General features: G+C 67.8%; 19 protein-coding genes. 9 read left to right on the top strand and 10 right to left on the bottom strand.

The window, feature by feature from the left end:
* Nucleotides 1-2: 2 nt before the first annotated feature.
* From ACFW48_RS20095 to ACFW48_RS20085, 3 genes are read right to left on the bottom strand one after another with little or no spacing between them, the layout of a single operon-like run.
* Nucleotides 3-992, bottom strand: a complete 990-nt coding sequence (locus ACFW48_RS20095) for an ABC transporter permease (RefSeq protein ID WP_386316420.1) — start codon at nt 990-992, stop codon at nt 3-5.
* Nucleotides 985-1,908, bottom strand: a complete 924-nt coding sequence (locus ACFW48_RS20090; RefSeq protein ID WP_386316418.1) for an ABC transporter permease — start codon at nt 1,906-1,908, stop codon at nt 985-987. The genes ACFW48_RS20095 and ACFW48_RS20090 overlap by 8 nt, the downstream gene beginning before the upstream one ends.
* A 9-nt stretch (nt 1,909-1,917) precedes the next feature.
* Nucleotides 1,918-3,543: an ABC transporter substrate-binding protein gene (locus tag ACFW48_RS20085; protein ID WP_386316416.1), complete on the bottom strand. Its 1,626-nt coding sequence runs from the start codon at nt 3,541-3,543 to the stop codon at nt 1,918-1,920.
* Between the two features lie 523 nt (nt 3,544-4,066).
* On the opposite strand from ACFW48_RS20085, the gene ACFW48_RS20080 reads away from it, so the two are divergent.
* The 5 genes from ACFW48_RS20080 to ACFW48_RS20060 all read left to right on the top strand — a co-directional run bounded on the left by ACFW48_RS20080 (nt 4,067) and on the right by ACFW48_RS20060 (nt 10,177).
* On the top strand, nt 4,067-5,095 hold the full coding sequence (locus ACFW48_RS20080) for an ABC transporter permease (protein ID WP_386316414.1): 1,029 nt from the start codon (nt 4,067-4,069) through the stop codon (nt 5,093-5,095).
* An 83-nt stretch (nt 5,096-5,178) separates the two neighbouring features.
* Nucleotides 5,179-6,939 carry an ABC transporter substrate-binding protein gene (locus ACFW48_RS20075; protein ID WP_386316412.1) on the top strand — a complete coding sequence of 587 codons (1,761 nt, stop codon included), beginning with the start codon at nt 5,179-5,181 and terminating at the stop codon, nt 6,937-6,939.
* Nucleotides 6,940-7,045: 106 nt separating this feature from the next.
* Complete coding sequence (locus tag ACFW48_RS20070) at nt 7,046-8,026, top strand: ABC transporter permease (protein ID WP_386316410.1); 981 nt, start codon at nt 7,046-7,048, stop codon at nt 8,024-8,026.
* Nucleotides 8,027-8,073: 47 nt separating this feature from the next.
* A complete protein-coding gene (locus ACFW48_RS20065; protein WP_386316409.1) occupies nt 8,074-9,111 on the top strand; it encodes an ABC transporter ATP-binding protein in 1,038 nt (345 codons plus the stop codon).
* A 25-nt stretch (nt 9,112-9,136) separates the two neighbouring features.
* Nucleotides 9,137-10,177, top strand: coding sequence for an ABC transporter ATP-binding protein (locus ACFW48_RS20060; RefSeq protein WP_386316407.1), 1,041 nt, complete (start codon nt 9,137-9,139; stop codon nt 10,175-10,177).
* Nucleotides 10,178-10,320: 143 nt separating this feature from the next.
* On the opposite strand, the gene ACFW48_RS20055 is transcribed toward ACFW48_RS20060, so the two are convergent.
* The 7 genes from ACFW48_RS20055 to ACFW48_RS20025 form a co-directional block, all read right to left on the bottom strand.
* Nucleotides 10,321-11,436 carry an ABC transporter ATP-binding protein gene (locus ACFW48_RS20055; protein WP_386316405.1) on the bottom strand — a complete coding sequence of 372 codons (1,116 nt, stop codon included), beginning with the start codon at nt 11,434-11,436 and terminating at the stop codon, nt 10,321-10,323.
* 12 nt (nt 11,437-11,448) lie between these two features.
* Nucleotides 11,449-12,510: an ABC transporter ATP-binding protein gene (locus ACFW48_RS20050; protein ID WP_121749044.1), complete on the bottom strand. Its 1,062-nt coding sequence runs from the start codon at nt 12,508-12,510 to the stop codon at nt 11,449-11,451.
* A 10-nt stretch (nt 12,511-12,520) separates the two neighbouring features.
* Nucleotides 12,521-13,498: an ABC transporter permease gene (locus tag ACFW48_RS20045; protein WP_386316403.1), complete on the bottom strand. Its 978-nt coding sequence runs from the start codon at nt 13,496-13,498 to the stop codon at nt 12,521-12,523.
* A 103-nt stretch (nt 13,499-13,601) separates the two neighbouring features.
* Nucleotides 13,602-15,413 carry an ABC transporter substrate-binding protein gene (locus ACFW48_RS20040; protein ID WP_386316402.1) on the bottom strand — a complete coding sequence of 604 codons (1,812 nt, stop codon included), beginning with the start codon at nt 15,411-15,413 and terminating at the stop codon, nt 13,602-13,604.
* Nucleotides 15,414-15,514: 101 nt separating this feature from the next.
* On the bottom strand, nt 15,515-16,549 hold the full coding sequence (locus tag ACFW48_RS20035; protein WP_386316400.1) for an ABC transporter permease: 1,035 nt from the start codon (nt 16,547-16,549) through the stop codon (nt 15,515-15,517).
* 701 nt (nt 16,550-17,250) lie between these two features.
* Nucleotides 17,251-19,158, bottom strand: a complete 1,908-nt coding sequence (gene typA / locus ACFW48_RS20030) for a translational GTPase TypA (protein ID WP_386316398.1) — start codon at nt 19,156-19,158, stop codon at nt 17,251-17,253.
* Between the two features lie 154 nt (nt 19,159-19,312).
* Entirely contained in the window at nt 19,313-21,670 is a 2,358-nt protein-coding gene (locus ACFW48_RS20025; protein ID WP_386316396.1) for an ABC transporter family substrate-binding protein, read from the bottom strand.
* A gap of 348 nt (nt 21,671-22,018) precedes the next feature.
* Here ACFW48_RS20025 and ACFW48_RS20020 point away from each other — a divergent pair, with 348 nt between their 5' ends.
* The 4 genes from ACFW48_RS20020 to ACFW48_RS20005 are packed head-to-tail and all read left to right on the top strand — an operon-like array spanning nt 22,019 to nt 25,882.
* On the top strand, nt 22,019-22,309 hold the full coding sequence (locus tag ACFW48_RS20020) for a hypothetical protein (RefSeq protein ID WP_386316394.1): 291 nt from the start codon (nt 22,019-22,021) through the stop codon (nt 22,307-22,309).
* Nucleotides 22,310-22,338: 29 nt separating this feature from the next.
* On the top strand, nt 22,339-23,175 hold the full coding sequence (locus tag ACFW48_RS20015) for a hypothetical protein (protein ID WP_386316392.1): 837 nt from the start codon (nt 22,339-22,341) through the stop codon (nt 23,173-23,175).
* Complete coding sequence (locus ACFW48_RS20010) at nt 23,175-25,118, top strand: fumarate reductase/succinate dehydrogenase flavoprotein subunit (protein WP_386316390.1); 1,944 nt, start codon at nt 23,175-23,177, stop codon at nt 25,116-25,118. Before ACFW48_RS20015 ends, ACFW48_RS20010 begins: the two co-directional genes overlap by 1 nt.
* Nucleotides 25,115-25,882 carry a succinate dehydrogenase/fumarate reductase iron-sulfur subunit gene (locus ACFW48_RS20005; protein ID WP_386316388.1) on the top strand — a complete coding sequence of 256 codons (768 nt, stop codon included), beginning with the start codon at nt 25,115-25,117 and terminating at the stop codon, nt 25,880-25,882. The genes ACFW48_RS20010 and ACFW48_RS20005 overlap by 4 nt, the downstream gene beginning before the upstream one ends.
* The last annotated feature ends 21 nt before the right edge of the window (nt 25,883-25,903 follow it).

Below are 25,903 nucleotides of genomic sequence, written 5' to 3'. Positions count from 1 at the left end.
GCTCACCTCAGCTTCGGGTCGAGGGCGTCGCGCACCGCGTCGCCGAGCATGATGAACGCGAGGACGGTGACGGCGAGGGCTCCGGAGGGCCACAGCAGGGCGTGCGGGGCGTTGCGGACGTAGGGGGCGGCGGCGGAGATGTCGATGCCCCAGGAGACGCTGGGTGGCTTGAGACCGACGCCGAGGAAGGACAGGGTCGCCTCCAGGGAGATGTAGGTGCCCAGCGCGATGGTCGCCACGACGATGACGGGGGCGACGGCGTTGGGCGCGATGTGGCGCAGCAGGAGTCGGGAGTTCGAGGCGCCGAGGGCGCGGGCGGCCTGGACGTAGTCGTTCTGCTTGGCGGTGATGACGGAGCCGCGGGCGATACGGGAGATCTGCGGCCAGCCGAGCAGCACGATGAAGCCGATGACCGGCCAGACGGTGTTGCTGGTGATGACGGAGAGCAGGACCAGGCCGCCGAGGACGACCGGGATCGCGAAGAAGACGTCGGTGATCCGGGAGAGGACCGCGTCCCCCGCCCCGCCGAAGAACCCGGCGAGCCCGCCCAGCACGCTGCCGAGGACCGCGACCCCCAGCGTGGCGAGGACGCCCACCGCCACCGACGTACGGGCGCCGTAGACGGTGCGGGTGTAGACGTCGCAGCCCTGGCCGTTGAAGCCGAAGGGGTGGCCGGACTGGGAGCCCTCCTGGGCCTTGGCCAGGTCGCACTTGAGGGGACTGCCGGAGGTGATCAGGGACGGCCAGATGGAGATGACGATCAGGAAGAGGATCACCAGGGCCGAGACGATGAAGACCGGGTTGCGGCGCAGGTCGTGCCAGGCGTCGGACCAGAGGCTGCGGGGTTTGTCCTGGGGGCCGCTGCCCTCCGGACCGTCCGGGCCCGGGGTCTTCTCCAGGGTCACCGCCTCGCTCGCGCCGAGGTCCATCTGCCCGCCCATGCCGGTTCCGGCGATCGCGCGCTCCGGTTCGTACGGCTGCTGCTCAGGCATAGCGGATCCTCGGGTCGAGTACGGCGTACAGGAGGTCGACGACGAGGTTGGCGACGAGGAAGACCAGGACCAGGACGGTGACGAAGCCGACGACGGTCTGCGTGTTCTGCCGGAGGATGCCCTGGTAGAGCTGGTAGCCGACACCGTGGATGTTGAAGATCCGCTCGGTGACGATGGCGCCGCCCATCAGGGCGCCGATGTCGGTGCCGATGAAGGTGACGACGGGGATCAGGGAGTTGCGCAGCAGGTGCCGGGTGATGACCCGGTGGCGGGGCAGGCCCTTGGCGATGGCGGTGCGGACGTAGTCGGAGCGCCGGTTCTCCGCGATGGAGGTACGGGTCAGCCGGGTGACGTACGCCAGGGAGACCGAGGCGAGGACCAGGCCGGGGACGATCAGCTCGCCGAAGGGGGCCTCGGAGGAGACGGCCGGGTCGATCCAGCCCCACTTGACGCCGAGCAGGAGCTGGAGGAGGAGGCCGGTGACGAAGGTCGGGACGGAGATGACGACGAGGGTGAGGAGCAGGACGCCGGTGTCGATGGGCCGCCCGCGGCGCAGGCCGGTGACGACGCCGAGGACGATGCCGACGACGATCTCGAAGAGGATGGCGATGAGGGTGAGGCGGATGGTGACCGGGAACGCCGTGCCCATCAGCTCGGTGACCGGCCGGCCGTTGAAGGCGGTGCCGAAGTCGCCGGTGAAGACGTTGCCCATGTAGGTCAGGTACTGCTGCCACACGGGTTGGTCGAGACCGAACTCGTGGCGCAGCTGCGCGGCCGTCGCCGGGTCGCACTTCCGGTCGCCGCACAGGCCCGCGATGGGGTCGCCCATCACGTTGACCATCAGGAAGATCAGCAGCGTGGCCCCGATGAAGACCGGGATCATCTGGAGCAGCCGCCGGACGACGTAGCGTCCCATGGCGCCTCCTCAGCCGACCTTGATCTCGTCGTAGACCGGGACGCTGAACGGGTTCAGCTTCACGTTGGAGAGCCGGTCCGAGTAGCCCGCGCTGCCGTTCTGGTACCAGAGCGGGATGGCCCCCATCTCGTCCCTCAGCACCTCCTCGGCCTGCTGGAAGAGGCCGATCGCCTTGCTGGTGTCCGTCTCGGCGTTGGCCCGGTCGACGAGATCGTCGAACTTCTCGTTGGACCACTTGCCGTCGTTGGAGGAGGCGTTGGTGTAGTAGAGCGGCTGGAGGAAGTTCTGGATGAGGGGGTAGTCCATCTGCCAGCCGGCGCGGAAGGGACCGCTCATCTTCCGGTCGGTGATCTGGTTGCGGAAGTCGGCGAAGGTGCCGACCGGGTTGCCCGCGCAGGCGCGGTCGTTGTCCAGGGCGTTGTTGATGGAGTTGCAGACCGCGTCGACCCACTGCCCGTGGGAGCCGGTGTCGGCGTTGTACGTGATCCTGACCTGGCCGCCGGGCAGTCCGCCGCCCTCGCTGATCAGCTTCTTGGCCTCGTCGGGCTTGTACTCGCAGGCCTCGCCGCACAGGCCGGCCTTGTAGCCGCCGTCCTCGCCGAGGACGGGTGAGGTCCAGTCGGTGGCCGGGGTGCGGGTCTGCTGGAAGATCGTGTCCGTGATCTGCTTGCGGTCGATCGCCATGGACAGGCCCTTGCGGACCTTCTCGGAGCCGGGCTTGCTCCAGTCGTTGTCGTAGAACGGGAAGGCGAGGGTCTGGATGATGCCGGCCGGGGTGCTGATGTACCGGTCGCCGAGGTCGTTCTTCACGTTCTTGAGCTGGGCGGCGGGGACGTCGTCGACGAGGTCGAGATTGCCGGCCATCAGGTCGGTGTAAGCCGTGTTGTTGTCGGTGTAGACCTTGAGGTCGACGCCGCCGTTCTGCGCCTTGTCGGGGCCCGGGTACTCCTCCCACTTGCGCAGGGACATCTGGGAGCCGCGGGCGTAGTTGTCCACCATGTACGGGCCGTTGCCGACGGGCTTCTTCAGCCAGGCGTCGTGGTCGTCGAAGAAGGCGCGGGGCAGGGGCGCGAAGGCCGGGTAGCCGAGGGTGTCGGGGAAGGTCGAGAACTTCTGGCTCAGCTTGACGGTGAAGGTGCGGGGGCCGGTCACCTTCAGCCCGGAGAGTGTGTCGGCGCTCTGTTCGCCGCTCTCCGGGTGCGTCTTGTCGTAGCCGTCGATGTACGCGAAGAAGTAGGCGTTGCGCTGGTTGTTCTTCAGGCTCGCGCCGTAGTTCCAGGCGTCCACGAAGGACTGGGCGGTGACCTTCTCGCCGTTGCTGAAGGTCCAGCCGTCCTTGACGGTGACGGTGAAGTTCTGCGAGTCGGAGGTCTCGATCTTCTCGGCGAGCATGTTCTGCGCCTCGCCGGTCTCGGGGTCGTACTTCTTCAGCCCTCGGAAGATCATGTCGAGGACCTTGCCGCCCTGCACCTCATTGGTGTTGGCCGGCTCCAGCGGGTTCTGCGGGTCGCCCCAGGAGGAGCTGAGGACCGCGCTCGTGTCTCCGCCGCTGCCGCCCCCGCCTCCGCAGGCGGTCGCCGCGAGGGCCACCGCCGCCGCGCATGCGGCCCATTTGGTGTGCCTGGCTCCGCGCATGGAGTGCCTCCTCGTGCCCTGACTCGTCCGACTCGTCCGACTCGTTCGCTGACTCGTCCGCTGATCCATTACCGGCCAGCATCAGGGCAAAAGGTGCACCTCGCACACGCATACCTCCCTTTGGAGGAACCCGACAGCCCATCGGCGGCACCTGACGGGCCCGCAGGGGCGAACCCCTCCAACCCGCAGCAAAGGATCTTGAAACTCTGCGCAACGGATCTTCACCATCCGATGCAGAACCGTTGGATTCCGAACCCTCGGTGTACACATTTCGACGACTCCGCGTCCGCATAACGAACGCCTTGCCTGATTGGTCCAGTTGGCCCGTTATAAGGCACAGATTGATCACGGCACGCTACACGCGTAACTACGGTTCACCCAAGAACAGGTAAAGAAGGTAAAGAGCAAGCCAAGCCGGAGCGGATTTTATTGACCTTGAACGAATTGCGTTGAAAAAGTCCGGCGTAGCCCGTAGGGGGACGCCCTGCGGAGTCATCAGACCCTCCCTTGGGCCAGGAGCACCATGACCCCCCCAACTCCATCAGCGGCTGCCCCGCTCGAGGTGACCGACGAGAGCGTCGTCAAGTCGCCCACGCCCACCACCAATCAGGGCAGCGAGAGCCGTTCACCCGGGCGCCTGGCCTGGACCCGCTTCAAGCGGGACAAGACGGGCGTCATATCCGCGTGCATCGTGATCTTCTTCTTCGTCATCGCGCTCGCGGCCCCCCTCATAGCCAAGCTCTACGGCAAGAACCCGTACACCACGTACGCCAGTGAGCGCCCGGAACTGCTGAACGCCTTCTCCTACCCGGCCGGCCCCAACGGCGGTATGAGCAGTGAGTTCTGGTTCGGCATCGAGCCGCAGCTCGGCCGGGACGTCTTCACGTTCCTGCTCTACGGCATCCGCACGTCGCTGGGTCTCGCGGTGGCCGCCACCCTGCTGACGGCGATCGTCGGCGTCGTCGTGGGCATCACGGCGGGCTACCTCGGCGGTAAGACCGACTACTTCGTCAGCCGGGTCATCGACATCCTGCTCTCGTTCCCGTCCACGCTCTTCTTCATCGCTTTCATGCCGGTCGTCTACGGCCTGTTCGTCGCGAGCGACGAGAACATCCCGACCTCGCTGCGTGCCGTCTCGCTCATCCTGGTGCTGTCGGCCTTCGGCTGGGCGTCCCTCGCCCGGCTGCTGCGCGGTCAGGTGCTCGGTCTGCGCGAGCGGGAGTTCGTCGAGGCGGCCAAGGTCACGGGGGCGTCCCCGTTCCGGATCGTCTTCAAGGAACTGCTGCCCAACCTGTGGACGCCGATCATCATCCAGTCCACCCTGATGCTCCCGGCGTTTGTCACCGCCGAGGCGGGGCTGGCCTTTCTCGGCGTCGGCATCATCGACCCGACCCCGGACTGGGGCGTCATGATCCAGCGCGGCGCCCAGTTCTACACCGAGGACCTCACCTTCATGCTCTTCCCGGGTGTGTCGATGGTGATCTTCGTCCTCGCCTTCAACCTCCTCGGTGACTCGGTGCGCGACGCCCTGGACCCGAAGACCAAGCGCTGACCCTTGCGTTCCATCCGGCTCGTCCAACGCCGTCCGGCCGGCCGCCCGTCCCGTCCCGTTTGTCCTTCTCTGGCAGGTGCCTCATGTCTTTCTCCCGTAGAAACTTCCTCATAGCCACCGGTGTGGTCGCGGCTTCGTCCTCGGTGCTGACCGCGTGCGGCGGCGGGGACGGTGGATCGTCCGCCAAGCACGACGGCCCCAAGGTCAGTGGCAGCGAGACCATCGACATCAAGGTCGGCTCCAAGGCCGACTCGGCCGGCCCGGCCCCTGATGTCAAGGACGCGGTCAAGGGCGGGACGATCTACTCGCTGGACCAGTTCGACATGGACCACATGGACCCGGCGCAGATCTACGTCTCGACCGAGGCCGCCATCACCGTGCCGATCATGCGCGGTCTGACCGGCTACAAGATCGATGACAAGGGCGTCACCACCCTGGTCGGCGACGCCGCCACCGACGCCGGCACTATGAAGGACGGCGGCAAGACCTGGTCCTTCACCCTGAAGGACGGCTTGAAGTGGGAGGACGGCTCGGACGTCACCGCCGACGACGTCCGCCACACCTTCGAGCGCATCTTCGCCCCGTTCATCACCGAGGGGCCGATCTTCGTGCAGAGCTGGCTCGAAGGCGGCGACAAGTACAAGGGCCCTTACGAAGGCAAGCACCTCGACTCCATCGAGGTCGACGGCAAGACCATCACCTTCCGCCTGAACGAGGCGCGCAGCGACTTCAACTTCACGGTGGCCATGCGTGGTTACTCCCTGGTGCCGAAGAAGCTGGACACCAAGGAGAAGTACGACAAGAAGCCGGTCTCCTGCGGCCCGTACAAGATCAAGAACCGCAACGTCGGCAAGTCGATGACCTTCGTGCGCAATGAGCACTGGGACCCGAAGACGGACCCGATCCGCAACGCCTACCCGGACAGCTACCACTTCCAGTTCGGCTTCGAGCTGGTCGCCTCCACCGACCGCTACATCGCGGACAGGGGCAACGACCAGTACACGATGTCGATCTTCAACGAGATCGCTCCCGAGCGCATCGCGCAGGTGCTCACCAACGCCGAGCACAAGAAGCGGGTCCTCACCCGGGTCGACACGGTCACCTACTACTGGCCGATCAACACCACCCGCATCACGGACGTCAAGGTCCGCCAGGCGATCAACTGGGCGTGGCCGCACCAGCAGCTCCAGACGATCAGCGGTGGTGCCTACAGCACCGAGATCGCCACCACCATCCTCAGCCCGGTCACCCCCGGCTACGAGAAGTTCGACCTCTACGGCACGACCAAGAAGCCCGGCGGCGACCCGGCCAAGGCCAAGGAGCTGCTGAAGGAGGCCGGCAAGGTCGGTCAGAAGCTGGTCATCGCCTACCAGCAGTCGGACACCCAGGTGAAGGTCGCCGTCGCGGTCAAGAACGCCCTGGAGAAGGCCGGCTTCAAGGTCGTCAACAAGCAGGTCGACAAGTCGACGTTCTACACCCAGATCGGCAAGATCGACAACGAGTACGACCTGTTCGGCGCCGGCTGGAGCCCCGACTGGCCGAACGGTTACTCGGTCTTCTACCCCTGCTGGCACGGCGAGAACATCGGCAACGGCCGTAACAACTACGCCCAGCTGAACGACACCGGTGTGAACAAGGCGATCGACGCCGCCGCGAAGATCACCGACCCGGACGAGGCCAACAAGGCCTGGGGCGCCATCGACCGCCAGATCATGGAGTTGGCGCCGGTCGTCCCGGACTACCACAAGATCCGTAACTGGATGTACGGCTCCAAGGTCGGCAACGTCGTCTACGACGGCGGCAACAACTGCATCGCGCTCTGCAAGCTCTACGCCAAGAAGTAAGCGCGCACGAACCCCGGGGGGCGGCCGCCATCCGCGCGACCGCCCCCCGGGGCCCACCCCCCTCCAGGCCCCCGGCGACGGCGCCCCGTCCGGAAAGTCACGCCCCATGCTCCGCTTCCTAGTCCGCCGAGTCATCGGCGCGATGGTCATCCTGCTGATCATCAGCGCCGTCACCTTCTGGCTCTTCTACGCGATCCCGCGTGACCCCGCGATGATGTCCTGCGGCAAGAACTGCACGGAGGAGAACCTGGAGCAGATCAGGCAGAACCTGGGCATCGACGAGTCGATCGTCATGCAGTTCTGGCACTGGCTCGTGGGCGTCTTCGCCGGACGCGACTACGGCGGGTACGGCTACTGCGACGCGCCCTGCCTCGGCTACTCGTTCGCCAACAACGAGCCCGTCTTCGGCACGATCATGGACCGGCTGCCGCTGACCCTCTCGCTCGCCTTCGGCTCGGCGTTCTTCTTCCTGATCATCGGTGTCGGCGCGGGCATGCTCGCTGCGCTCAAGCAGGGCAAGTTCCTGGACAAGTTCGCCAGCTCGGTGTCGCTGCTCGGCTCCTCGCTGCAGATCTACTTCGTCGGCTACGTCGCCATGTTCTTCCTGGTATCGCAGCTCGGCATCCTCAGCCAGCCCTCGTACACCCCGTTCACGGAGAACCCGGCCGCCTGGGTGTCCGGTCTGTTGCTTCCCTGGCTCGTACTGTCGATCATCTTCACCGCCAACTACACCCGTATGACGCGTTCCCAGATGGTGGAGCAGCTCAGCGAGGACTACGTCCGCACCGCCCGCGCGAAGGGCCTGTCCCAGCGCAACGTCTTCTTCCGGTTCGCCTGGCGCGGCGCGATGGGCCCAATCGTCACCCTGTTCGGCATCGACCTCGGCACCCTGATCGGCGGCGCCATCATCACCGAGTCGGTGTTCTCCCTCCAGGGTGTCGGCCGGCTCGCGGTGCAGGCCGTGAACCAGAGCGACCTGCCCATGCAGCTCGGTGTCACCGTGCTGGCGGCCGGCGCGATCGTGCTCTTCAACATCGTCGTCGACGCGGTCTACGCCCTCATCGACCCGCGGATCCGGCTCGCCTGACCTCCGCCCGTAGCCCCCTACCCCGCATCACCTCCTGGAGCGTCCCCGTGACGAGCACCGAACAGCAGCCCTTCCTCTCCGTCAGGGACCTGAAGGTCCACTTCTCCACCGAGGACGGCATCGTCAAGGCCGTCGACGGGCTCTCCTTCGACCTCGCCAAGGGCAAGACGCTCGGCATCGTGGGCGAGTCGGGCTCGGGCAAGTCGGTCACCAACCTGACGATCCTGGGCCTGCACGACCGGGACCGCACCGCGATCGACGGCGAGATCATCCTTGACGACAAGGACCTGCTCACCGCCACCGAGCGGGAGCTGGAGCGGCTGCGCGGCAACAAGATGGCCATGATCTTCCAGGACGCGCTGGCCTCGCTGTCGCCGTACCACACCATCGGCAAGCAGATCAGCGAGACGTACCGCAAGCACACCGGCGCCTCCAAGAAGGAGGCCCGGGACCGGGCGATCGAGATGCTGCGTCGGGTGGGCATCCCGCAGCCGGACGTCCGGGTGGACGACTACCCGCACCAGTTCTCCGGCGGTATGCGCCAGCGCGCGATGATCGCCATGGCGCTGGTCTGCGACCCCGAGCTGCTCATCGCGGACGAGCCGACCACGGCCCTCGACGTGACGGTCCAGGCGCAGATCATGGACCTGCTCAAGGATCTCCAGCAGGAGTTCGGCACGGCCATCGTCTTCATCACCCACGACCTCGGTGTCATCGCGGACATCGCGGACGACGTCCTGGTGATGTACGGCGGCCGGTGCGTGGAGCGCGGTACCAAGGAGGAGGTGCTGCGCGACCCGCAGCACCCGTACACGCTGGGCCTGATGAGCTCCATGCCCAGCCTGGCCGGACCGGTCGACGTGCCGCTGGAGCCGATCCCGGGCTCGCCGCCCTCGCTGCTCAACCCGCCCACCGGCTGCCGGTTCCACCCGCGGTGCGCCTTCGTCGAGAAGGTCGAAGGAGGGCTGTGCTCCTCGGCGCAGCCCGTGCTCGAGGTGGTCAAGGGCCGGGGCTCCGCCTGCCACCTGCCCCCGGAGCAGCGCTCGGAGCTGTTCGCCGACTTCGCCGGTTCCCGGCACAACTGACGTAAAGAGACAGGACTTCACCATCATGAGCAACGCGGAAACGCTCCTGGACGTCAGCGGCCTGACCAAGCACTTCCCGATCAAGGGCGGCTTCCCGATCTCGCGTACGGTCGGAGCCGTGCGGGCGGTGGACGGCCTGGACTTCCAGGTGCGCGAGGGCGAGAGCCTGGGCCTGGTCGGCGAGTCGGGGTGCGGCAAGTCGACGACCGGCCGGCTGATCACCCGCCTGCTGGAACCCACGGGCGGCAAGGTCGTGTACCGGGGCCAGGACATCACGCACGCGGGGCGCAAGGCGCTCGCGCCGATCCGGTCCGAGATCCAGATGATCTTCCAGGACCCGTACGCGTCCCTCAACCCGCGCCAGACGGTCGGCAAGATCATCGCCGGCCCGATGGAGATCAACGGCATCAACCCGGCCGGTGGGCGCGAGACCCGGGTGCGCGAGCTGCTGGAGATCGTGGGTCTCAACCCCGAGCACTTCAACCGCTTCCCGCACGAGTTCTCCGGCGGCCAGCGCCAGCGCATCGGGGTCGCCCGCGCCCTGGCCCTCGAACCCAAGCTGATCGTGGCCGACGAGCCGGTCTCCGCGCTCGACGTGTCCATCCAGGCCCAGGTGGTGAACCTGCTCCAGAAGGTGCAGAGGGAACTGGGCATCGCGTTCGTCTTCATCGCGCACGACCTCGCCGTCGTACGGCACTTCTCGCAGCGCGTGGCGGTCATGTACCTCGGTAAGATCATGGAGATCGCCGACCGCGACGACCTGTACAACAACCCGCGTCATCCCTACACGCGCGCCCTGCTGTCCGCCGTGCCCGAGGCCACGGTGGAGGACACGCCCCGCGAGCGCATCCGGCTCGTCGGCGACGTGCCCTCGCCGATCAACCCGCCCTCGGGCTGCCGCTTCCGCACCCGGTGCTGGAAGGCGACGGACAAGTGCGCGTCGGAGGCGCCGCCGCTGGTGCAGGTGGAGGGCGACAAGGCCGGACACCTGACCGCGTGCCACTACCCCGAGACGGATGACGTACCCTCGCCCCGTCTCACCAAGAGCCCCCAGGCGGCTGCCTGACAACACCCCTTTCTGTCGGCACCGCCTGCGGAACGGACCTTCCACGGCCCATTGACCCGAGCCCGGAAACGTCCGCTCCAGGGAAACCGAGGGCCCGCGCCTCCCCAGGCGCGGGCCCTCGGTCTGTTCGCGGCGGGGCCGGGTCAGTCCTTGTCCGGCTCCTCCAGCGCGGCCAGCGCCGGGTCGAGCACGATGTCCTCCTCGCGGGCCGCGATCGTCGGCTCCTCCGGGAAGTGGCAGGCCGTCAGATGACCGTCGCGGTTGCCGTCGATCCGGACCAGTGGAGGCACCTCGCTCGCGCACTTGTCCTGCGCCTTCCAGCAGCGGGTGCGGAAGCGGCAGCCGGAGGGCGGCATGATCGGCGAGGGCACGTCGCCGGCGAGGCGGATCCGCTCACGCTCCTCCGGCTCGTCGACCATCGACACCTCGGGAACCGCCGACAACAGAGCATGGGTGTAGGGGTGCCGCGGCCTGCTGTAGATGGAGTCCCGGTCGCCGACCTCGACCACCCTGCCGAGGTACATGACGGCGACACGCTTCGAGAAGTGCCGGACCACGGCCAGGTCGTGGGCGATGAACAGGAAGGCGATGCCCAGCTCCTGCTGCACCTTCTGCAGGAGATTCACGACCTGCGCCTGGATCGACACGTCCAGCGCGGAGACCGGCTCGTCCGCGACGATGAGCTTCGGGTTGAGTGCGAGGGCGCGGGCCACGCCGATCCGCTGACGCTGGCCGCCGGAGAACTCGTGCGGGAAGCGGTTGAAGTGCTCCGGGTTGAGGCCCACGAGTTCGAGCAGCTCGCGGACCCTCTTGTCCCGGCCGCCCGCCGGGTTGATTCCGTTGACCTCCATCGGCGACTTGATGATCGTGCCGACGGTCTGCCGGGGGTTCAACGAGGAGTACGGATCCTGAAAGATCATCTGGATCTCGGAGCGGACGGACGCCAGTTGCCTCCGTGAGGCATGGCTGATGTCCTGACCCACGTACTCGATCTTCCCGGCCGTCGGTTCCAGGAGCCGGGTGATGAGACGGCCCGTGGTGGACTTGCCGCAACCGGACTCGCCCACCAGGCCGACGCTCTCACCGGCGCCGACGGTCAGATCGACGTCGTCCACGGCCTGGACGGCGCCGACCCTTCGTTTGATCGGGAACCCGCCGTAGATCGGGAAGTGCTTGGTCAGACCCTCGACCTTCAGCAGCGTCTCGGCCGACGCCGTGGAGGAGCCCTGCTGTGCGGGAAGGGTGAGTTTGTCGCTCATGTCTCGGGCTCCCTAGCGCAGCCGGGGCTGGATCTTGTCGATGAAGAAGGTCTGCTTCTGCTCCGCCGTCAGGTGGCAGGCGGCGGCCCGTCCCTCGCCGAGCGGCGGACGCTCGGTGCTGCACCGGTCACCCGGCACCTCGCCCGTGAACGCGCATCGCGGGTGGAAGGGGCATCCGGACGGCGGGTTCAGCAGGCTGGGCGGTGTGCCGGGGATCGGGGTGAGCGCCTGGTCGATGCTGCCGCCGAGCCGCGGCATCGAGCTGAGCAGTCCCCACGTGTACGGATGCCGTGGCCTGCGCAGCACCTCGGCGGTGCTGCCGCGCTCCACGGCCCGGCCCGCGTACATCACCAGCAGGTCGTCGGCCATCTCGGAGATGACTCCGAGGTCGTGCGTGATGAAGACGATGGCCGAACCGAACTCCTGCTGGAGGTCCTTGAGCAGATCGAGGATCTGGGCCTGCACGGTCACGTCCAGGGCGGTGGTCGGCTCGTCGGCGATCAGCAGGTCGGGGTCGCAGACCAGCGCCATGGCGATCATCGCGCGCTGGCGCATACCGCCGGAGAACTGGTGGGGGTAGTCGTCCACCCGGGACTTGGGCTGCGGGATGCCGACCTTGGTCAGCATCTCGATCGCCCGCGCCCGCGCCTCCTTCTTGGACGCGCCGGTGTGTTTCATGAAGGGCTCGGCGATCTGCCGACCCACCGTGTAGTACGGCGAAAGTGCGGTCAGCGGGTCCTGGAAGATCATGGCGACCTTGTTGCCGCGGAGCTTCTCCATCTCCTTCTCGGTCGCGGTGACGAGTTCCTTCCCGTCGAGGACGATCTCGCCCTCCACGGTGGTGTTCTTGGGGTTGTGCAGGCCGAGGACGGTGAGGTTGGTGACGGACTTGCCGGAACCCGACTCTCCCACGATGCCGAGAGTCCGGCCGCGCGCGACGTCGAAGGACAGGCCGTCGACCGCCTTGACGATGCCGTCCTCGGTGGAGAACCGCACCCGGAGGTCGCTTACCGAGAGGAAGGACTCCGGCCCGGTCGGGGCCGTCTCGCCTTCGGTCTTGGTCAGAGTGCTCACGGTGTTTCTCCTAGCTGAGCCGCACGCGCGGATCGATGTAGGCGTAGGCGAGGTCCACGAGGATGTTCAGGAGCAGGATGAAGAAGGCTCCGAACAGCATGACGCCCATCGTCACCGGCAGGTCCTTGGTCAGGGACGAGTCGACCGCGAGGCGACCGATGCCGGCCAGGTCGAACGTGAACTCCGTGACCACCGCGCCGGACAGCAACGCGCTGAGGTCCATGCCGAGGATGGTGACGATCGGGATGAGCGAACCACGCCAGGCGTAGCGGAAGAAGACGTACCGCTGCTTCATGCCCTTGGCCCGTGCGGTGCGGACGTGCTCTTCCTGGAGCTGCTCGATCATGGTCGAGCGGGACATACGGGTGTACTGGGCGGTGAAGATGGTGGCCATCACCAGCCAGGGGATGAGCAGACCGATCGCCCACGTGACCGGGTTCTCGGTGAACGGCTTGTAGCTCGGGTTGTCCATGATCCCGGACTGGTAGACGAGAATGCCGAGCACGATCGGGCCGAGGAAGTAGATCTGGAACGAGCTGAGGACGATCGAGGCACCGCTGACGAGCTTGTCGGCGGCCGTGCCGCGCTTCCAGGCGGCGAGCAGGCCCGAGCCGAGGCCCAGGATCAGGAAGATGACCAGACCGCCGACCGTGAGCGAGAGCGTCAGCGGGAACCGGTCCATGATCGAGTCCCAGACGAACTCACCGGAGTCGAACGACACGCCCAGACACGGCGCGGAGCAGTGCCCCTGGGCGAAGTCCCGCCCGGCGACGATGCCCGTCATGAACTCCCAGAACTGGGCGGTGATGGGCTTGTCGAGACCGAGGTTCTCGCGGATCACCGCGATGTTCTCGGGTGAGCAGTTCTTGCCGCAGGACAGCTCGGCGAAGTCCTGAGGGATCGTATAGAACAGGAAGAAGGTGAACGCGCCGATCAGGAACATGATCACGATGGCGCCGATCAACCTGCGAACGAGGAACTGAAGCATGGCAGGTGGATGCTCTCTTCGGACACGGCGGCAGGGAGGGGTTGCCGTCCGCCGGGGTGCGCTCCGCCTGGCGCGCACCCCGGCGGTCAGCCGGGCTGGAGGGCTACGGCTGCTTCAGGAACAGGTCGTTGATGTCGATGTAGCTCGACTCGTTGCTGTACCTGGCGCCACCGATGTTCGATCCGTAGAGCTGGATCTGCTTCGAGTAGTAGACCGGGGCGGCCGGGTTGATCTCCTCCACGATGCGGTGGTGGGCCTGCTCCCAGGTCTTGGCGGCCTCCTCCGGCTGCTGCGTCAGGGCCTTCTTGATCATCTCGTTGACCTGCGGGTCGTCGATGTGCGAGTAGTTGGACCCACCGTCGGCGACGAGTTCACCGTCGTAGACCGGCGTGATGACCGTGGACGCGGACGGCCAGTCCTGACCCCAGCCGGTCATGTAGAGGTCGTACGGGTTCTTCAGCTTGCCGACCTGCTCGTAGAAGCTGGCCCGGTCGATCTCCTTGGCCTGGACGTCGAAGCCGATCTTGTTGAGCGCGTCCTTGATGATGACCATCTGGGCCTGGCCGCGCGGGGTGTTGGAGTAGGCGTAGGTGAGCTTGGTGCCCTCCGCGACTCCCGCCTCCTTCAGGAGCTTCTTGGCCATCTCCGGGTCGCCGTTCGGCTTCTTGAGCTTGCCGAACGGGTCGTACTTCGGGTCGAAGTTCGGCAGGGTCGGGGCGAGCAGACCGCCGGCGACCTCACCGCCGTAGCGACCGCCGTCCGCCTGGACCATGGACTGGTTCGGGATCGCGTAGGTGATCGCGTCGCGGACCTTCTTGTCCTTCATGCGGTCGAGGTTGAAGGTCAGCTGCCAGACGTAGGGCTGGTAGCCCTGGATGGTCCGCTTCTTCGCCGAGGCGTCGCCGATGACGGCCGACATCTGGGCCGGGTCGACCGAGTCCGTGAACTGGATCGCGTTCTTGGCCTCGCCCTGGTCGGCCATCAGACGCTTGGTCTGGCTGGCCTGGTCGATGGTGCTGGTGAAGTTGTAACCGTCGACGTACTGGTGGCGCACCGAGTCGGTCTTCGGGTCCCACTGGTCGTTCTTGACCAGCTTCATCGACTTGCCGGGCTTGTACTCGGCGATCTTGTAGGGACCGAGGGCCGCCGGGGCGTCGTCGTACTTCTCCTTCGTGTCCCGCTTCTCGGGCACGATGGCGTACCCGGCCATGGCGAGGGCCTGCGGAAGGTCCTGGCGCGGCTGGGAGAAGTGGAAGACGACCGTCTTGTCGTCCGGTGTCTCCAGCACCGAGTCCGGCAGGTGCTTGCCCTTGTACGGCCCGTCCGGCAGTGCCTTGCGGTAGTCGTTGCCGGAGAGCCAGGACTGGACGAAGGTCGGACCGTCGAAGATCACCTTCGAGTACAGGCGCTCGATGGTGTGGCGGACGTCCTTCGAGGTGATGGGGTTGCCCTGGTCGTCCTTGACGCCGTCCTTGAGCTTGAACGTCCAGGTCTTGCCGCCGTCCGAGGACTGGCCCGAGTCGGTGGCGATGTCACCGACGACGGTGAGGTTGCCCTCCTCGTCCTCCTGGAAGTTCGTCAGGCCGCGGTGCACCAGGTTGGCGAACTGACCGGCGTCGCTGACGTAGATCTGCCCCGGGTCCATGTGGGTCAGGTCCGACTGCATGTAGACGTTGATGAAGCCGCCGGGCTTGGCGCCGGGGACCTCTTCGGCCGGGCCGTTGGACGCCGCGGCGTCACCGTAGGCGACCGGGTCCTGCTGCTCGGCGGCGTCCTTCTGGCCCTTGGCGTCGCTCTTGCCCTTGCTGCCGCCGTCACTGTCGCCGGAGCAGCCGGTCAGCACCAGCGTGCCGGCCATGATGGCCACGGCTATGGCGCGTGTGGTGCTCGTGGTGCGCTTTCTGATGGGCTTCATGATGCCGATCCACCTGCCTGTCGATAGTTGTCCACGAGTGCTGCCTGACGGTCCGGAAGCCCGGCACGGGGGCGGCAGCTCCCCCACCCACCAATGGACGATTACCGTCCGGTCTTGGGGTCGAACGCGTCCCGGACGGAGTCTCCGAGAAGGTTGAAGGAGAGAACGAAAACGACCAGTGCCACGCCCGGGAAGAACATGAACATCGGGTCCTGCTCGTACACGTCGGCACCGATGGCGAACATGCGGCCCCAGTCGGGGGTCGGTTCGACGAAGCCGACACCGATGTACGAGAGGAAGGCGATGGACAGGATCGTGCTCGGAAGGATGTACGTGGCCTGCACCAGGATCGGTGTGACGATGTTGGGCAGGATCTCCTTGCGCACGATCCGCCATGGAGAGGCACCGGACACCTTGGCCGCCTCCACGAACTCACGCTCGCGGAGCGTCAGTACGGAGCTGCGCACCAGACGAGCCAATCCCATCCAGCCGAGGAACCACATCACCAGGGTGATGGCCACGGCCCGCAGATAGGTGGGGGTCTCGTCCTGGGGGGAGACGAACATCGCGGTCACGACGGGCATGAAGGCGATGAAGAACAGCTGTTGCGGGAAGGCCAGGAAGAAGTCGGTGATCCGGCCCAGCCAGTAGTCCACCCGGCCACCGAAGAAGCCGCTGACCATCCCGATGATCACGCCCGTGAGGACACAGAGCAGCGTGACGACCACGGCCATGTACAGCGAGGTTCGCATGCCGTACAGCAGCATGGTGAACACGTCGCGCCCGAGCTTGGGCTCGACACCGAACCAGAAGTCCCCGGACATGCCCCCGAAGGAACCGGTCGGCATGGCGAAGTCGTCCAGCAGGAAGGGGTACTCCGGCTCCTGGGCGTACAGGGTGTACGGATCCTTCCCGTACAGCTTGGCGATGAGCGGTGCCAGCGCCGAAACGAGGAAGTAGAGAATCACCACGCACGCGGAGACGACGCCGGTCCGGTCGCGCTTGAAGCGCAGCCACATCAGCTGCCCGGGAGACCGGCCTTCGTGGCTCTTCGTCTCCACGGCCTTGACGCGATCCGGCGCGTCGTCGACGGCGGCCGACGTTCCGCCGCCCTCGATGTCGATTGGACTTGTCACAGTTCGCCCATTTCACAGGTGTGGGTGTGCCGAACCGACGACCGGCGCAGGGTGTGCGCGATCGCGGAACGGATCATGAAGAAGCGTCGAGTGGTCCCGTGGGATGCGGGAAACCCGCAGCCGGACGCGCGTAGCCGGATGCCCGGACGTCAGCGGCCGGCTCGCTCCTCAGAGTCGATCGCCGTCCGACGGGGCGAAGTTGGGGGCGACGGACCGTGTGACCCACCTGGTGTTCGTGACACCGCGCATGGGGCTCCTCCTCATGACTCCACGTGTTCACCGACAGGAGGGGGCGCATATCTGCCTTCCGACACCCCTGACGGAAGGACAGACACCCCCTGGTGCTCGTGAGTCGGCGCTGTCCCCACAGCGCGAGACCCATTGACCCGAGCGCTACGCGGCTAACTATCTGCCATGACCAGAAGGACCGACCACCGTCTTTAAATCTCAATTCAGTCACAGCTGACAGGGAGATCTTCCAAAATCTGGACAAACTGTTCGGGACGAGAAGGCCGCGAAACGGACGTGTTACCTGGCTATCGGGCGTCGATCTCCGTGTTTCGGACACCGAGGGCCGCCGGAGGGGTTCCGGAAGGGTGCCGGGGCCACGGAAAACCGGTTGAAAAAAGCCCGGGTGCCCCCATGATGGGGGCACCCGGGCTCCGCTGGACGCCGGCCGCGTGCCGGCGGCGGCGGGTGGATCAGTTGTGCTTGGCGCGGCTCGCGGCGCGGGCGCGCTCGCGGGCGTCCAGGTTCACCTTGCGGATGCGAACGGCCTCCGGGGTCACCTCGACGCACTCGTCGTCGCGGCAGAACTCCAGCGACTGCTCCAGCGAGAGCTTGCGCGGCGGGACGATCGCCTCGAACGAGTCGGCCGAGGACGACCGCATGTTGGTGAGCTTCTTCTCCTTGGTGATGTTCACGTCCATGTCGTCGGCACGGGAGTTCTCGCCGACGATCATGCCCTCGTACACCTCGGTGCCGGGCTCCGTGAAGAGCACGCCGCGCTCCTGGAGGTTCGTCATCGCGAACGCGGTGACGGCACCGGAGCGGTCGGCGACCAGCGAGCCGTTGTTACGGGTCGTGAGGGTGCCGAACCAGGGCTCGTGGCCCTCGTGGATGGAGTGCGCGATGCCGGTGCCGCGGGTCTGGGTCAGGAACTCCGTGCGGAAGCCGATCAGACCGCGGGAGGGGACCACGAACTCCATGCGGACCCAGCCGGAGCCGTGGTTCGACATGTTGTCCATCCGGCCCTTGCGCACGCCCATGAGCTGCGTGACCGCGCCCATGTGCTCCTCGGGCACGTCGATCGTCATGCGCTCGACGGGCTCGTACGTCTTGCCCTCGACGTCCTTGGTGACGACCTGCGGCTTGCCGATGGTCAGCTCGAAGCCCTCACGGCGCATCTGCTCGACCAGGATGGCCAGCGCCAGCTCACCGCGGCCCTGCACCTCCCAGGCGTCCGGGCGGCCGGTGTCCAGGACGCGGAGCGAGACGTTGCCGATCAGCTCGCGGTCCAGGCGGTCCTTGACCTGGCGGGCGGTGACCTTGCGGTCCTTGACGGCCGCCTTGTTGTCCGCGCCCTTGCCGGTGGCGCCGCGGCCGACCAGCGGCGACGTGTTGGTGCCGATGGTCATGGAGATCGCGGGCTCGTCCACCGTGATCAGCGGCAGCGGAACCGGGTTCTCCTGGTCGGCCAGGGTCTCGCCGATCATGATGTCCGGGATACCGGCGACGGCGCAGATGTCACCGGGGCCGGCCTTCTCGGCGGGCTTGCGGGTGAGCGCCTCGGTCATCATCAGCTCGGAGATCCGCACGTTCTGCACGGACCCGTCGCGCTTCATCCAGGCGACCGTCTGGCCCTTCTTCAGCTCGCCCTGGTGGACGCGCAGCAGGGCGATACGGCCGAGGAAGTTGTCGGCGTCCAGGTTGGTCACGTGCGCCTGGAGCGGGGCGTCCTCGTCGTAGGTCGGCGCCGGGATGTAGTCCAGGATCGTGGAGAAGAACGGCTCCAGGCTGGTGGAGTCGGACGGGACCGTGCCGTCGTCGGGCTTGGTGAGGGAGGCGACGCCGTCCCGGCCACACGCGTAGACGATCGGGAACTCGATCTGCTCCTCGTCGGCGTCCAGGTCGAGGAAGAGGTCGTACGTCTCGTTGACGACCTCGTCGATCCGGGCGTCCGGGCGGTCCGTCTTGTTGATGCAAAGGATGATCGGCAGCCGCTGGCTGAGCGCCTTGCGCAGCACGAAGCGGGTCTGCGGCAGCGGGCCCTCGGAGGCGTCCACGAGCAGGACGACGCCGTCGACCATCGACAGACCGCGCTCGACCTCGCCGCCGAAGTCGGCGTGGCCGGGGGTGTCGATGATGTTGATCGTGATGACGTCGCCGCCATCCTTCGGGTGGTACTTCACCGCCGTGTTCTTGGCGAGGATCGTGATGCCCTTCTCACGCTCCAGGTCGTTCGAGTCCATCATGCGGTCGTCGACGCCTTCGAGCTGGTGCGCGGCGAAGGCGCCGGCCTGCTTCAGCATGCCGTCGACGATGGTGGTCTTGCCGTGGTCGACGTGGGCGACGATGGCGACGTTGCGGATGTCGTGGCGCGTGGCCATATGAGGCGTACTCCCGGAGGGTGTGAGGACGGCCCTCGCGTACGTCCGTGTCACGCGGGCCTGCCGGGCGGTACATGCCACGGCCTCACCCAATGGTACGGGGCCCGGGGAGCTGGGGCTTCCCGGGTGCTGTACGCGCGGGCCGGGCACCCGGTCAGGACGAGGGAGTGGCCGACGGCCGGGAGCCGTGGGCGCCCTTCTCGAGGAAGCCCATGTCCTCGTAGACCGGGGTCTCGAAGCCGAAGGCGCCCGCGTTGGCGAGGTTCTTCCGGGCCGCGATGAGCTGGGGGCGCTGGTAGAGGGGGATGGAGCCGGCCGCCGCCCAGATCCGCGAGTCGGCCTTGCGGAGCAGGTCCCGGGCCTCCTTCTGGTCCAGCGTCGCCATGGCCTGGTCGAAGAGCTGGTCGACCTGGTCGGTGCCGACCCGGGTGTAGTTCTGCGCGACGTTCAGGGAGCCGTCGGCGGCCGGGACGGGCTTGGCGTAGATGGGGCGGGCGTCGGTGGCGGGGAAGGCGGACGCGGGCCAGGAGTAGAGCGCCAGGTCGTACTCGCCGGAAGCGACGTGGTCCTTGAAGTAGCTCTCGTCCGGGACCTTGGTGATGTCGGTGCCGATGCCGATCTTCTCCAGCATGTCCGAGACGCGGTCGGCCACGGTGCGCAGTGCCTCGGAGCCGGGGCCGGAGGGGAGGACGAAGCGCAGGGTGAGCGCCTTGCCGTCCTTGGCGAGCGGGGCCGTCGCGGAGCCGGCCGGGGCGGCGGTGCCCTTGGGGGCGTAGGCGCCGGGGGCGCCGCCCTGCGCGGTGTTCTTGCCGCTGCTGTCCTCCTCCTTCTCCTCCTTCTCTCCCCTCTCCTTGTCGTCCGTGCGGTCGTCCGTGTTCTGGTCGTCCGTGTTCTGGTCGTCCGTGTTCTGGTCGTCCGTGTTCTGGTCGTCCGTGTTCTGGTCGTCCGTGTTCTGGTCGTCCGTGTTCTTGTCGTCGGTGTCCTTGTCTTCCTCGCCGACGATGTACGTCCCGTCGTCGCCGCCCTCGGACTTCTCCTCGTCCTTGCCGTCCTCGTCCTTCTCACCCTTGGCGCCGGCCGCCTTCTCGCCGTCCTCGGACTCCTTCACGGGCCCGCCGGGCACCCACCCGGCGTCCGCGAGCAGGGCCCGGGCCTCCTTGGCGTTCTGGTCGCCGAGGGCGCCGCTGCCGTCGGCGTAGGCGGCCTGGCCGGACAGCGCGAGGTGGCTGCCCACGGGCTCGGCGGGCAGGCCCAGCGGACCCAGCACCGCCTTGGCCAGCTTCCCGCGGTCCAGGGCGCGGGCCACGGCCCGCCGGACGCGTTCGTCGGCGAGGGGGCCGTCGGCGCCGTTCAGGGCGAGCTGGGTGTAGGCGGGCTCCAGCGACTTGCGGACCTCGAAGCCGCTCAGGGCCTGCCGTCGGCGTTCGAGCTTCGCCCGGGCCTCGCGCCGCTCCTCGCGGGCCAGGATCTCCTCCTCGGCGGCCTCCTCGTCGGAGCCGTTGGCGACCGCCCACGAACGCAGTGCCTGAGCGGCGGACCTGCCCTGCGGGCCGGGGAGCGGTGAGCCGCCCGAACCGGCGGCCGGGGTGCCGTCCGGGCCCATGAGGGGGGTGCCGGTGGCGGCGTCCCGGGGGGCGGCGGCCAGGCTGACCTGCTCGGCGGTGTCCGGGTCGATCTCGGCCAGGTCGAGCTTGCCCGCGACCAGCTCGGAGACCCGCTTGTCGCGGGGTACGGCGCGCAGCACGATCTTGTCCAGCTTGGCCGGCTCCCCCCACCAGCGCGGGTTGCCGGTGAGGACGACCTCGTCGTCCTCGGTGTCGACCTCCTTGACGGCGAAGGGGCCGGCGGTGACCTTGAGCTTGCGCCGCGCGCCGTCGTTGAAGGCGTCCGGGGTGCCCATGACGTCCTTCGGGTACAGCGGCGTGAACAGCGACTTCCAGTCGGCGTAGGGTCGGCTGAAGGTGACCTTCACCTCCAGGTCGCCGGCGCCGCGCTGGATCTTCTCGATGCGGTCGTAGCCGGCGTTGCGGGCGGTCCAGTAGGCGCTGTCCTTGCCGGACAGGGCGCGCCACTGGGCGGCGAAGTCGGCGGCGCCGACCTCCCGGCCGTCGCTCCAGACGGCCTGCTGGTTGAGCTTGTAGACGACGACCTGCTTGGGCTCGGTCTCGACGACCTCGGCCGATTCCAGGTAGTCGGGATTGCGCACCGGGCGGCCGGTCTCGTCCATCCGGTACATCGAGGGCAGCACGGCCTGCGCGATGCGGGTCGCGGTGGCGTCGGCGTCCGACTGGAAGGTGTTCAGCGTGTCCGGTACGGAGTCCACGGCCCAGCGCAGGGTGCCGCCGTCGGAGATCCGGGCGCGGCTCGCCGAGGCGATGTCCTGGTCGGCGAGCGGCTTGCCCGACGGGTCCTCGGAGCTGCAGCCGGCCAGCGCGGGGACCGCGAGCACGCCCGCGGTGAGGAAGGCGACCGAGCGCGTCACCGCGCGCGGTCCGACGCCGACGTGGGACATCTCTGCTACCTCCGGTGGGCCGCGGGCATGGTGATCACTTGTGGCGGCATATGCGCTGTACGCGTGTATTGAATGCGTTATATGCGGTATTGGAATTGATCATTTGTATCCCGGGCAGGGATGCCGCCACTGAAGAGGAAACGGTTCGGCGACGCTGGGAGACACGTCGACGACGGTGCGTAACCTCACCCGTGCGGCGCAACACCACCCGTGATGCACCGACACGCCCCGGCCAATCGCTGCACGTCCCTTCCCAGCGGCAGGTGTGACGCGCGACACTCGCAGGCGCATGAACGTCGCCACCCAGGGCCGGCCCCGCGCCGTGTCCTACGGAAGTGAGGTCACGTCATGTCCGTGCACGACGACCTGTCATCTGTCCAACGCAGTCTCGACGACCTGTCCCGGTCGGTGGCCCGGCTGGAGCAGCAGCTGGGCGGCGGCGGCCTCGAGATACGCCGCGTCCGCACCGACGCCGACCACCTGCGCGAGAGCTTCGCGCTGCTGCGGGCGGCGGCAGCCGCACCGGACGCGCCCAAGCGTCCGGACCTCGTCCCGATCCCCGACACGCCGTACGACGGCTCGCTGTGGACGGACTCGGACGACGAGGGCCTCGGCGCCCGCGACCGCCGCGCCCCCTGAACCCGACCCGACCCGACCGGAGTCGCCCAGTGGCCACTGGCACGGAACCTCCAGCCACCGAACCCCATCCCCGAGGCGGCGGCGTCCACACCCCGACGCGCGCCGCCATCCGCGCCCCGCACCTGCGCACCGACCGCTGGTGGCTGGCACCCGCCGCCACCGCCGCGGGCCTGCTCGCCTTCGTCGTCTACTCGACCTGGCGGGCCTTCGCCAACGCGGACTACTACGCGGCCCCGTACGTCTCGCCCTTCTACTCCCCCTGTCTGGCGGAGAACTGCGAGCCGATGCGCTCCGGGCCCAACTGGGAGATCTTCGGCAGCTGGTGGGGCATCTCCCCCGCGATCATCATCCTGATCTTCCCGCTCGGCTTCCGCCTCACCTGCTACTACTACCGCAAGGCCTACTACCGGGGCTTCTGGGCGTCCCCGCCGGCCTGCGCGGTGGCCGAGCCGCACAAGAAGTACACCGGCGAGACCCGCTTCCCGCTCATCCTGCAGAACATCCACCGGTACTTCTTCTACGCCGCGCTCCTGGTCGCGCTCATCCTCACCTACGACACCGTGCTCGCCTTCCGCGACGAGCACTACGACTGGGGCCACATGGGTCTGGGCACCCTGGTGTTCCTGGCCAACATCGTGCTGATCTGGGCGTACACCCTCTCCTGCCACTCCTGCCGGCACATCGTCGGCGGCAAGCTCAAGCACTTCTCTCGGCATCCCGTGCGCTACCGGATGTGGCAGTGGGTCGGGAAGCTCAACGCCCGCCACATGCAGCTTGCCTGGGCGTCACTGGTGAGCGTGGCGCTCGCCGACTTCTACGTGTATCTCGTCGCGTCCGGTGCCTTCGACGATCCGAGGTTGTTCTGATGTCCGTGGTCGACCGGCAGGAATGGGACGTCGTCGTGGTGGGCGCGGGCGGCGCCGGGCTGCGCGCCGCCATCGAGGCCCGCGAGCGGGGCGCCCGTACGGCCGTGATCTGCAAGTCGCTGTTCGGCAAGGCGCACACCGTGATGGCCGAGGGCGGCATCGCCGCCGCCATGGGCAACGCGAACTCCGGCGACAACTGGCAGGTCCACTTCCGCGACACCATGCGTGGCGGCAAGTTCCTCAACCAGTGGCGGATGGCCGAACTGCACGCCCAGGAGGCCCCGCAGCGGGTGTGGGAGCTGGAGACCTGGGGCGCGCTGTTCGACCGTACGAAGGACGGCCGGATCTCGCAGCGCAACTTCGGCGGCCACGAGTACCCGCGCCTCGCCCACGTCGGCGACCGTACGGGCCTGGAGCTGATCCGCACCCTCCAGCAGAAGATCGTCTCGCTCCAGCAGGAGGACTTCAGGGAGACCGGCGACTACGAGTCCCGTCTGAAGGTCCTCCAGGAGTGCACGGTCACCCGTGTGCTCAAGGAGGGCGGCCAGGTCTCGGGCGTCTTCGGCTACGAGCGCGAGACCGGCCGGTTCTTCGTCCTGGAGGCGCCCTCGGTGGTGATCGCCACGGGCGGCATCGGCAAGTCCTTCAAGGTGACGTCGAACTCGTGGGAGTACACGGGCGACGGCCACGCGCTGGCGCTGCTGGCCGGGGCGCCGCTGCTGAACATGGAGTTCGTGCAGTTCCACCCGACGGGCATGGTCTGGCCGCCGTCGGTGAAGGGCATCCTCGTCACGGAGTCGGTGCGCGGCGACGGCGGGGTGCTCAGGAACTCCGAGGGCAAGCGGTTCATGTTCGACTACGTCCCCGACGTCTTCAAGGACAAGTACGCGGTGACGGAGGAGGAGGGCGACCGCTGGTACGACGACCCGGACCACAACCGGCGGCCCCCGGAGCTGCTCCCCCGGGACGAGGTCGCGCGCGCGATCAACTCCGAGGTGAAGGAGGGCCGGGGCTCCCCGCACGGCGGTGTCTTCCTCGACGTCTCGACGCGGATGCCGGCCGAGGTGATCAAGCGGCGGCTGCCCTCGATGTACCACCAGTTCAAGGAGCTGGCCGACGTCGACATCACGGCCGAGCCGATGGAGGTCGGGCCCACCTGCCACTACGTGATGGGCGGCATCGCCGTCGACTCCGACACGGCCGCCGCGCGCGGGGTGCCGGGCCTGTTCGCGGCCGGTGAGGTGGCCGGCGGCATGCACGGCTCCAACCGGCTCGGCGGCAACTCGCTGTCCGACCTGCTGGTGTTCGGACGCCGGGCGGGCTGGCACGCCGCCGAGTACGCGGCGGGACGGGAGGCCGGAGCGCGGCCCCGGGTGGACGACGCCCAGGTCGACGCCGCCGCCGCGGAGGCGCTGCGGCCGTTCTCCGCCGAGGCCGGGGCGCCCGAACCGTCCGACGGCCCGCCGGAGAACCCGTACACCCTCCACCAGGAGCTCCAGCAGACGATGAACGACCTGGTCGGCATCATCCGCCGCGAGCCGGAGATGAAACAGGCCCTGGAGAAGCTGGCGGAGCTGCGGGTACGGGCCCGCCGCGCCGGCGTCGAGGGGCACCGGCAGTTCAACCCGGGCTGGCACCTCGCGCTGGACCTGCGCAACATGCTGCTGGTCAGCGAGTGCGTGGCGCGGGCCGCGCTGGAACGCACCGAGTCGCGCGGCGGGCACACCCGCGAGGACCATCCGTCGATGGACCGCCGGTGGCGCCCGGCCAACCTGCTGTGCTCCCTGGCCGACCCGAGCGGCGGCCCGGCGGCGACGGATCCCGAGCGCGGCCAGATCACTCTGGAGCGGCGGACCACCGAGCCCGTCCGACCCGACCTGCTCGCCCTCTTCGAGAAGGACGAGCTGGCCAAGTACCTCGCCGAGGAGGAGCTTTCCGAATGAGCGGCTACGAGGCCCGCTTCAAGGTCTGGCGGGGCGACGTCGAGGGCGGCGGCCTGGAGGACTTCGAGGTCGAGGTGAACGAGGGCGAGGTGGTCCTGGACATCATCCACCGCCTCCAGGCCACCCAGGCCCCCGACCTCGCCGTGCGCTGGAACTGCAAGGCGGGCAAGTGCGGTTCGTGCTCGGCGGAGATCAACGGGCGGCCGCGGCTGCTGTGCATGACCCGCATGTCCGTCTTCACCCGCGAGGAGACGATCACCGTCACGCCCCTGCGGGCCTTCCCGGTCGTCCGCGACCTGGTGACGGACGTCGGCTTCAACTACACCAAGGCCCGCGAGGTCCCGTCCTTCGTCCCGCCCGCCGACCTCGGGCCGGGCGAGTACCGAATGACGCAGGAGGACGTGGACCGCTCGCAGGAGTTCCGCAAGTGCATCGAGTGCTTCCTGTGCCAGGACACCTGCCATGTCGTCCGTGACCACGAGGAGAACAAGCCCGCCTTCGCGGGCCCGCGCTTCCTCATGCGCGTCGCCGAACTGGACATGCACCCGCTGGACGCGGCCGGAGACACCGGCCTGGACCGTGGACGCACGGCCCAGGACGAGCACGGCCTCGGCTACTGCAACATCACCAAGTGCTGCACGGAGGTCTGCCCCGAGGGCATCAAGATCACGGACAACGCGCTGATCCCGCTGAAGGAACGGGCCGTGGACCGCAAGTACGACCCGTTGGTGTGGCTGGGGTCGAAGATCAGGCGCCGGTCCTAGGCCCGTACGGCCTCGGCGTTG

This window comes from Streptomyces sp. NPDC058812, assembly GCF_042744565.1.
GTDB lineage: Bacteria > Actinomycetota > Actinomycetes > Streptomycetales > Streptomycetaceae > Streptomyces > Streptomyces thinghirensis.
The sequence above is the reverse complement of the archived record's forward strand: the minus strand, read 5'-3'. Positions and strand labels throughout refer to the sequence as shown.

What these genes read in the sequence shown, in the direction of transcription:
- ACFW48_RS20080 (WP_386316414.1), top strand. Translation starts at nt 4,067, where the DNA reads ATGACCCCCCCAACTCCATCAGCGGCTGCCCCGCTCGAGGTGACCGAC.
- ACFW48_RS20095 (WP_386316420.1), bottom strand. Translation starts at nt 992, where the DNA reads ATGCCTGAGCAGCAGCCGTACGAACCGGAGCGCGCGATCGCCGGAACC.
- ACFW48_RS20045 (WP_386316403.1), bottom strand. Translation starts at nt 13,498, where the DNA reads ATGCTTCAGTTCCTCGTTCGCAGGTTGATCGGCGCCATCGTGATCATG.
- ACFW48_RS20060 (WP_386316407.1), top strand. Translation starts at nt 9,137, where the DNA reads ATGAGCAACGCGGAAACGCTCCTGGACGTCAGCGGCCTGACCAAGCAC.
- ACFW48_RS20070 (WP_386316410.1), top strand. Translation starts at nt 7,046, where the DNA reads ATGCTCCGCTTCCTAGTCCGCCGAGTCATCGGCGCGATGGTCATCCTG.
- ACFW48_RS20005 (WP_386316388.1), top strand. Translation starts at nt 25,115, where the DNA reads ATGAGCGGCTACGAGGCCCGCTTCAAGGTCTGGCGGGGCGACGTCGAG.
- ACFW48_RS20040 (WP_386316402.1), bottom strand. Translation starts at nt 15,413, where the DNA reads ATGAAGCCCATCAGAAAGCGCACCACGAGCACCACACGCGCCATAGCC.
- ACFW48_RS20090 (WP_386316418.1), bottom strand. Translation starts at nt 1,908, where the DNA reads ATGGGACGCTACGTCGTCCGGCGGCTGCTCCAGATGATCCCGGTCTTC.
- ACFW48_RS20085 (WP_386316416.1), bottom strand. Translation starts at nt 3,543, where the DNA reads ATGCGCGGAGCCAGGCACACCAAATGGGCCGCATGCGCGGCGGCGGTG.
- ACFW48_RS20010 (WP_386316390.1), top strand. Translation starts at nt 23,175, where the DNA reads ATGTCCGTGGTCGACCGGCAGGAATGGGACGTCGTCGTGGTGGGCGCG.
- typA (WP_386316398.1), bottom strand. Translation starts at nt 19,158, where the DNA reads ATGGCCACGCGCCACGACATCCGCAACGTCGCCATCGTCGCCCACGTC.
- ACFW48_RS20055 (WP_386316405.1), bottom strand. Translation starts at nt 11,436, where the DNA reads ATGAGCGACAAACTCACCCTTCCCGCACAGCAGGGCTCCTCCACGGCG.
- ACFW48_RS20020 (WP_386316394.1), top strand. Translation starts at nt 22,019, where the DNA reads ATGTCCGTGCACGACGACCTGTCATCTGTCCAACGCAGTCTCGACGAC.
- ACFW48_RS20025 (WP_386316396.1), bottom strand. Translation starts at nt 21,670, where the DNA reads ATGTCCCACGTCGGCGTCGGACCGCGCGCGGTGACGCGCTCGGTCGCC.
- ACFW48_RS20075 (WP_386316412.1), top strand. Translation starts at nt 5,179, where the DNA reads ATGTCTTTCTCCCGTAGAAACTTCCTCATAGCCACCGGTGTGGTCGCG.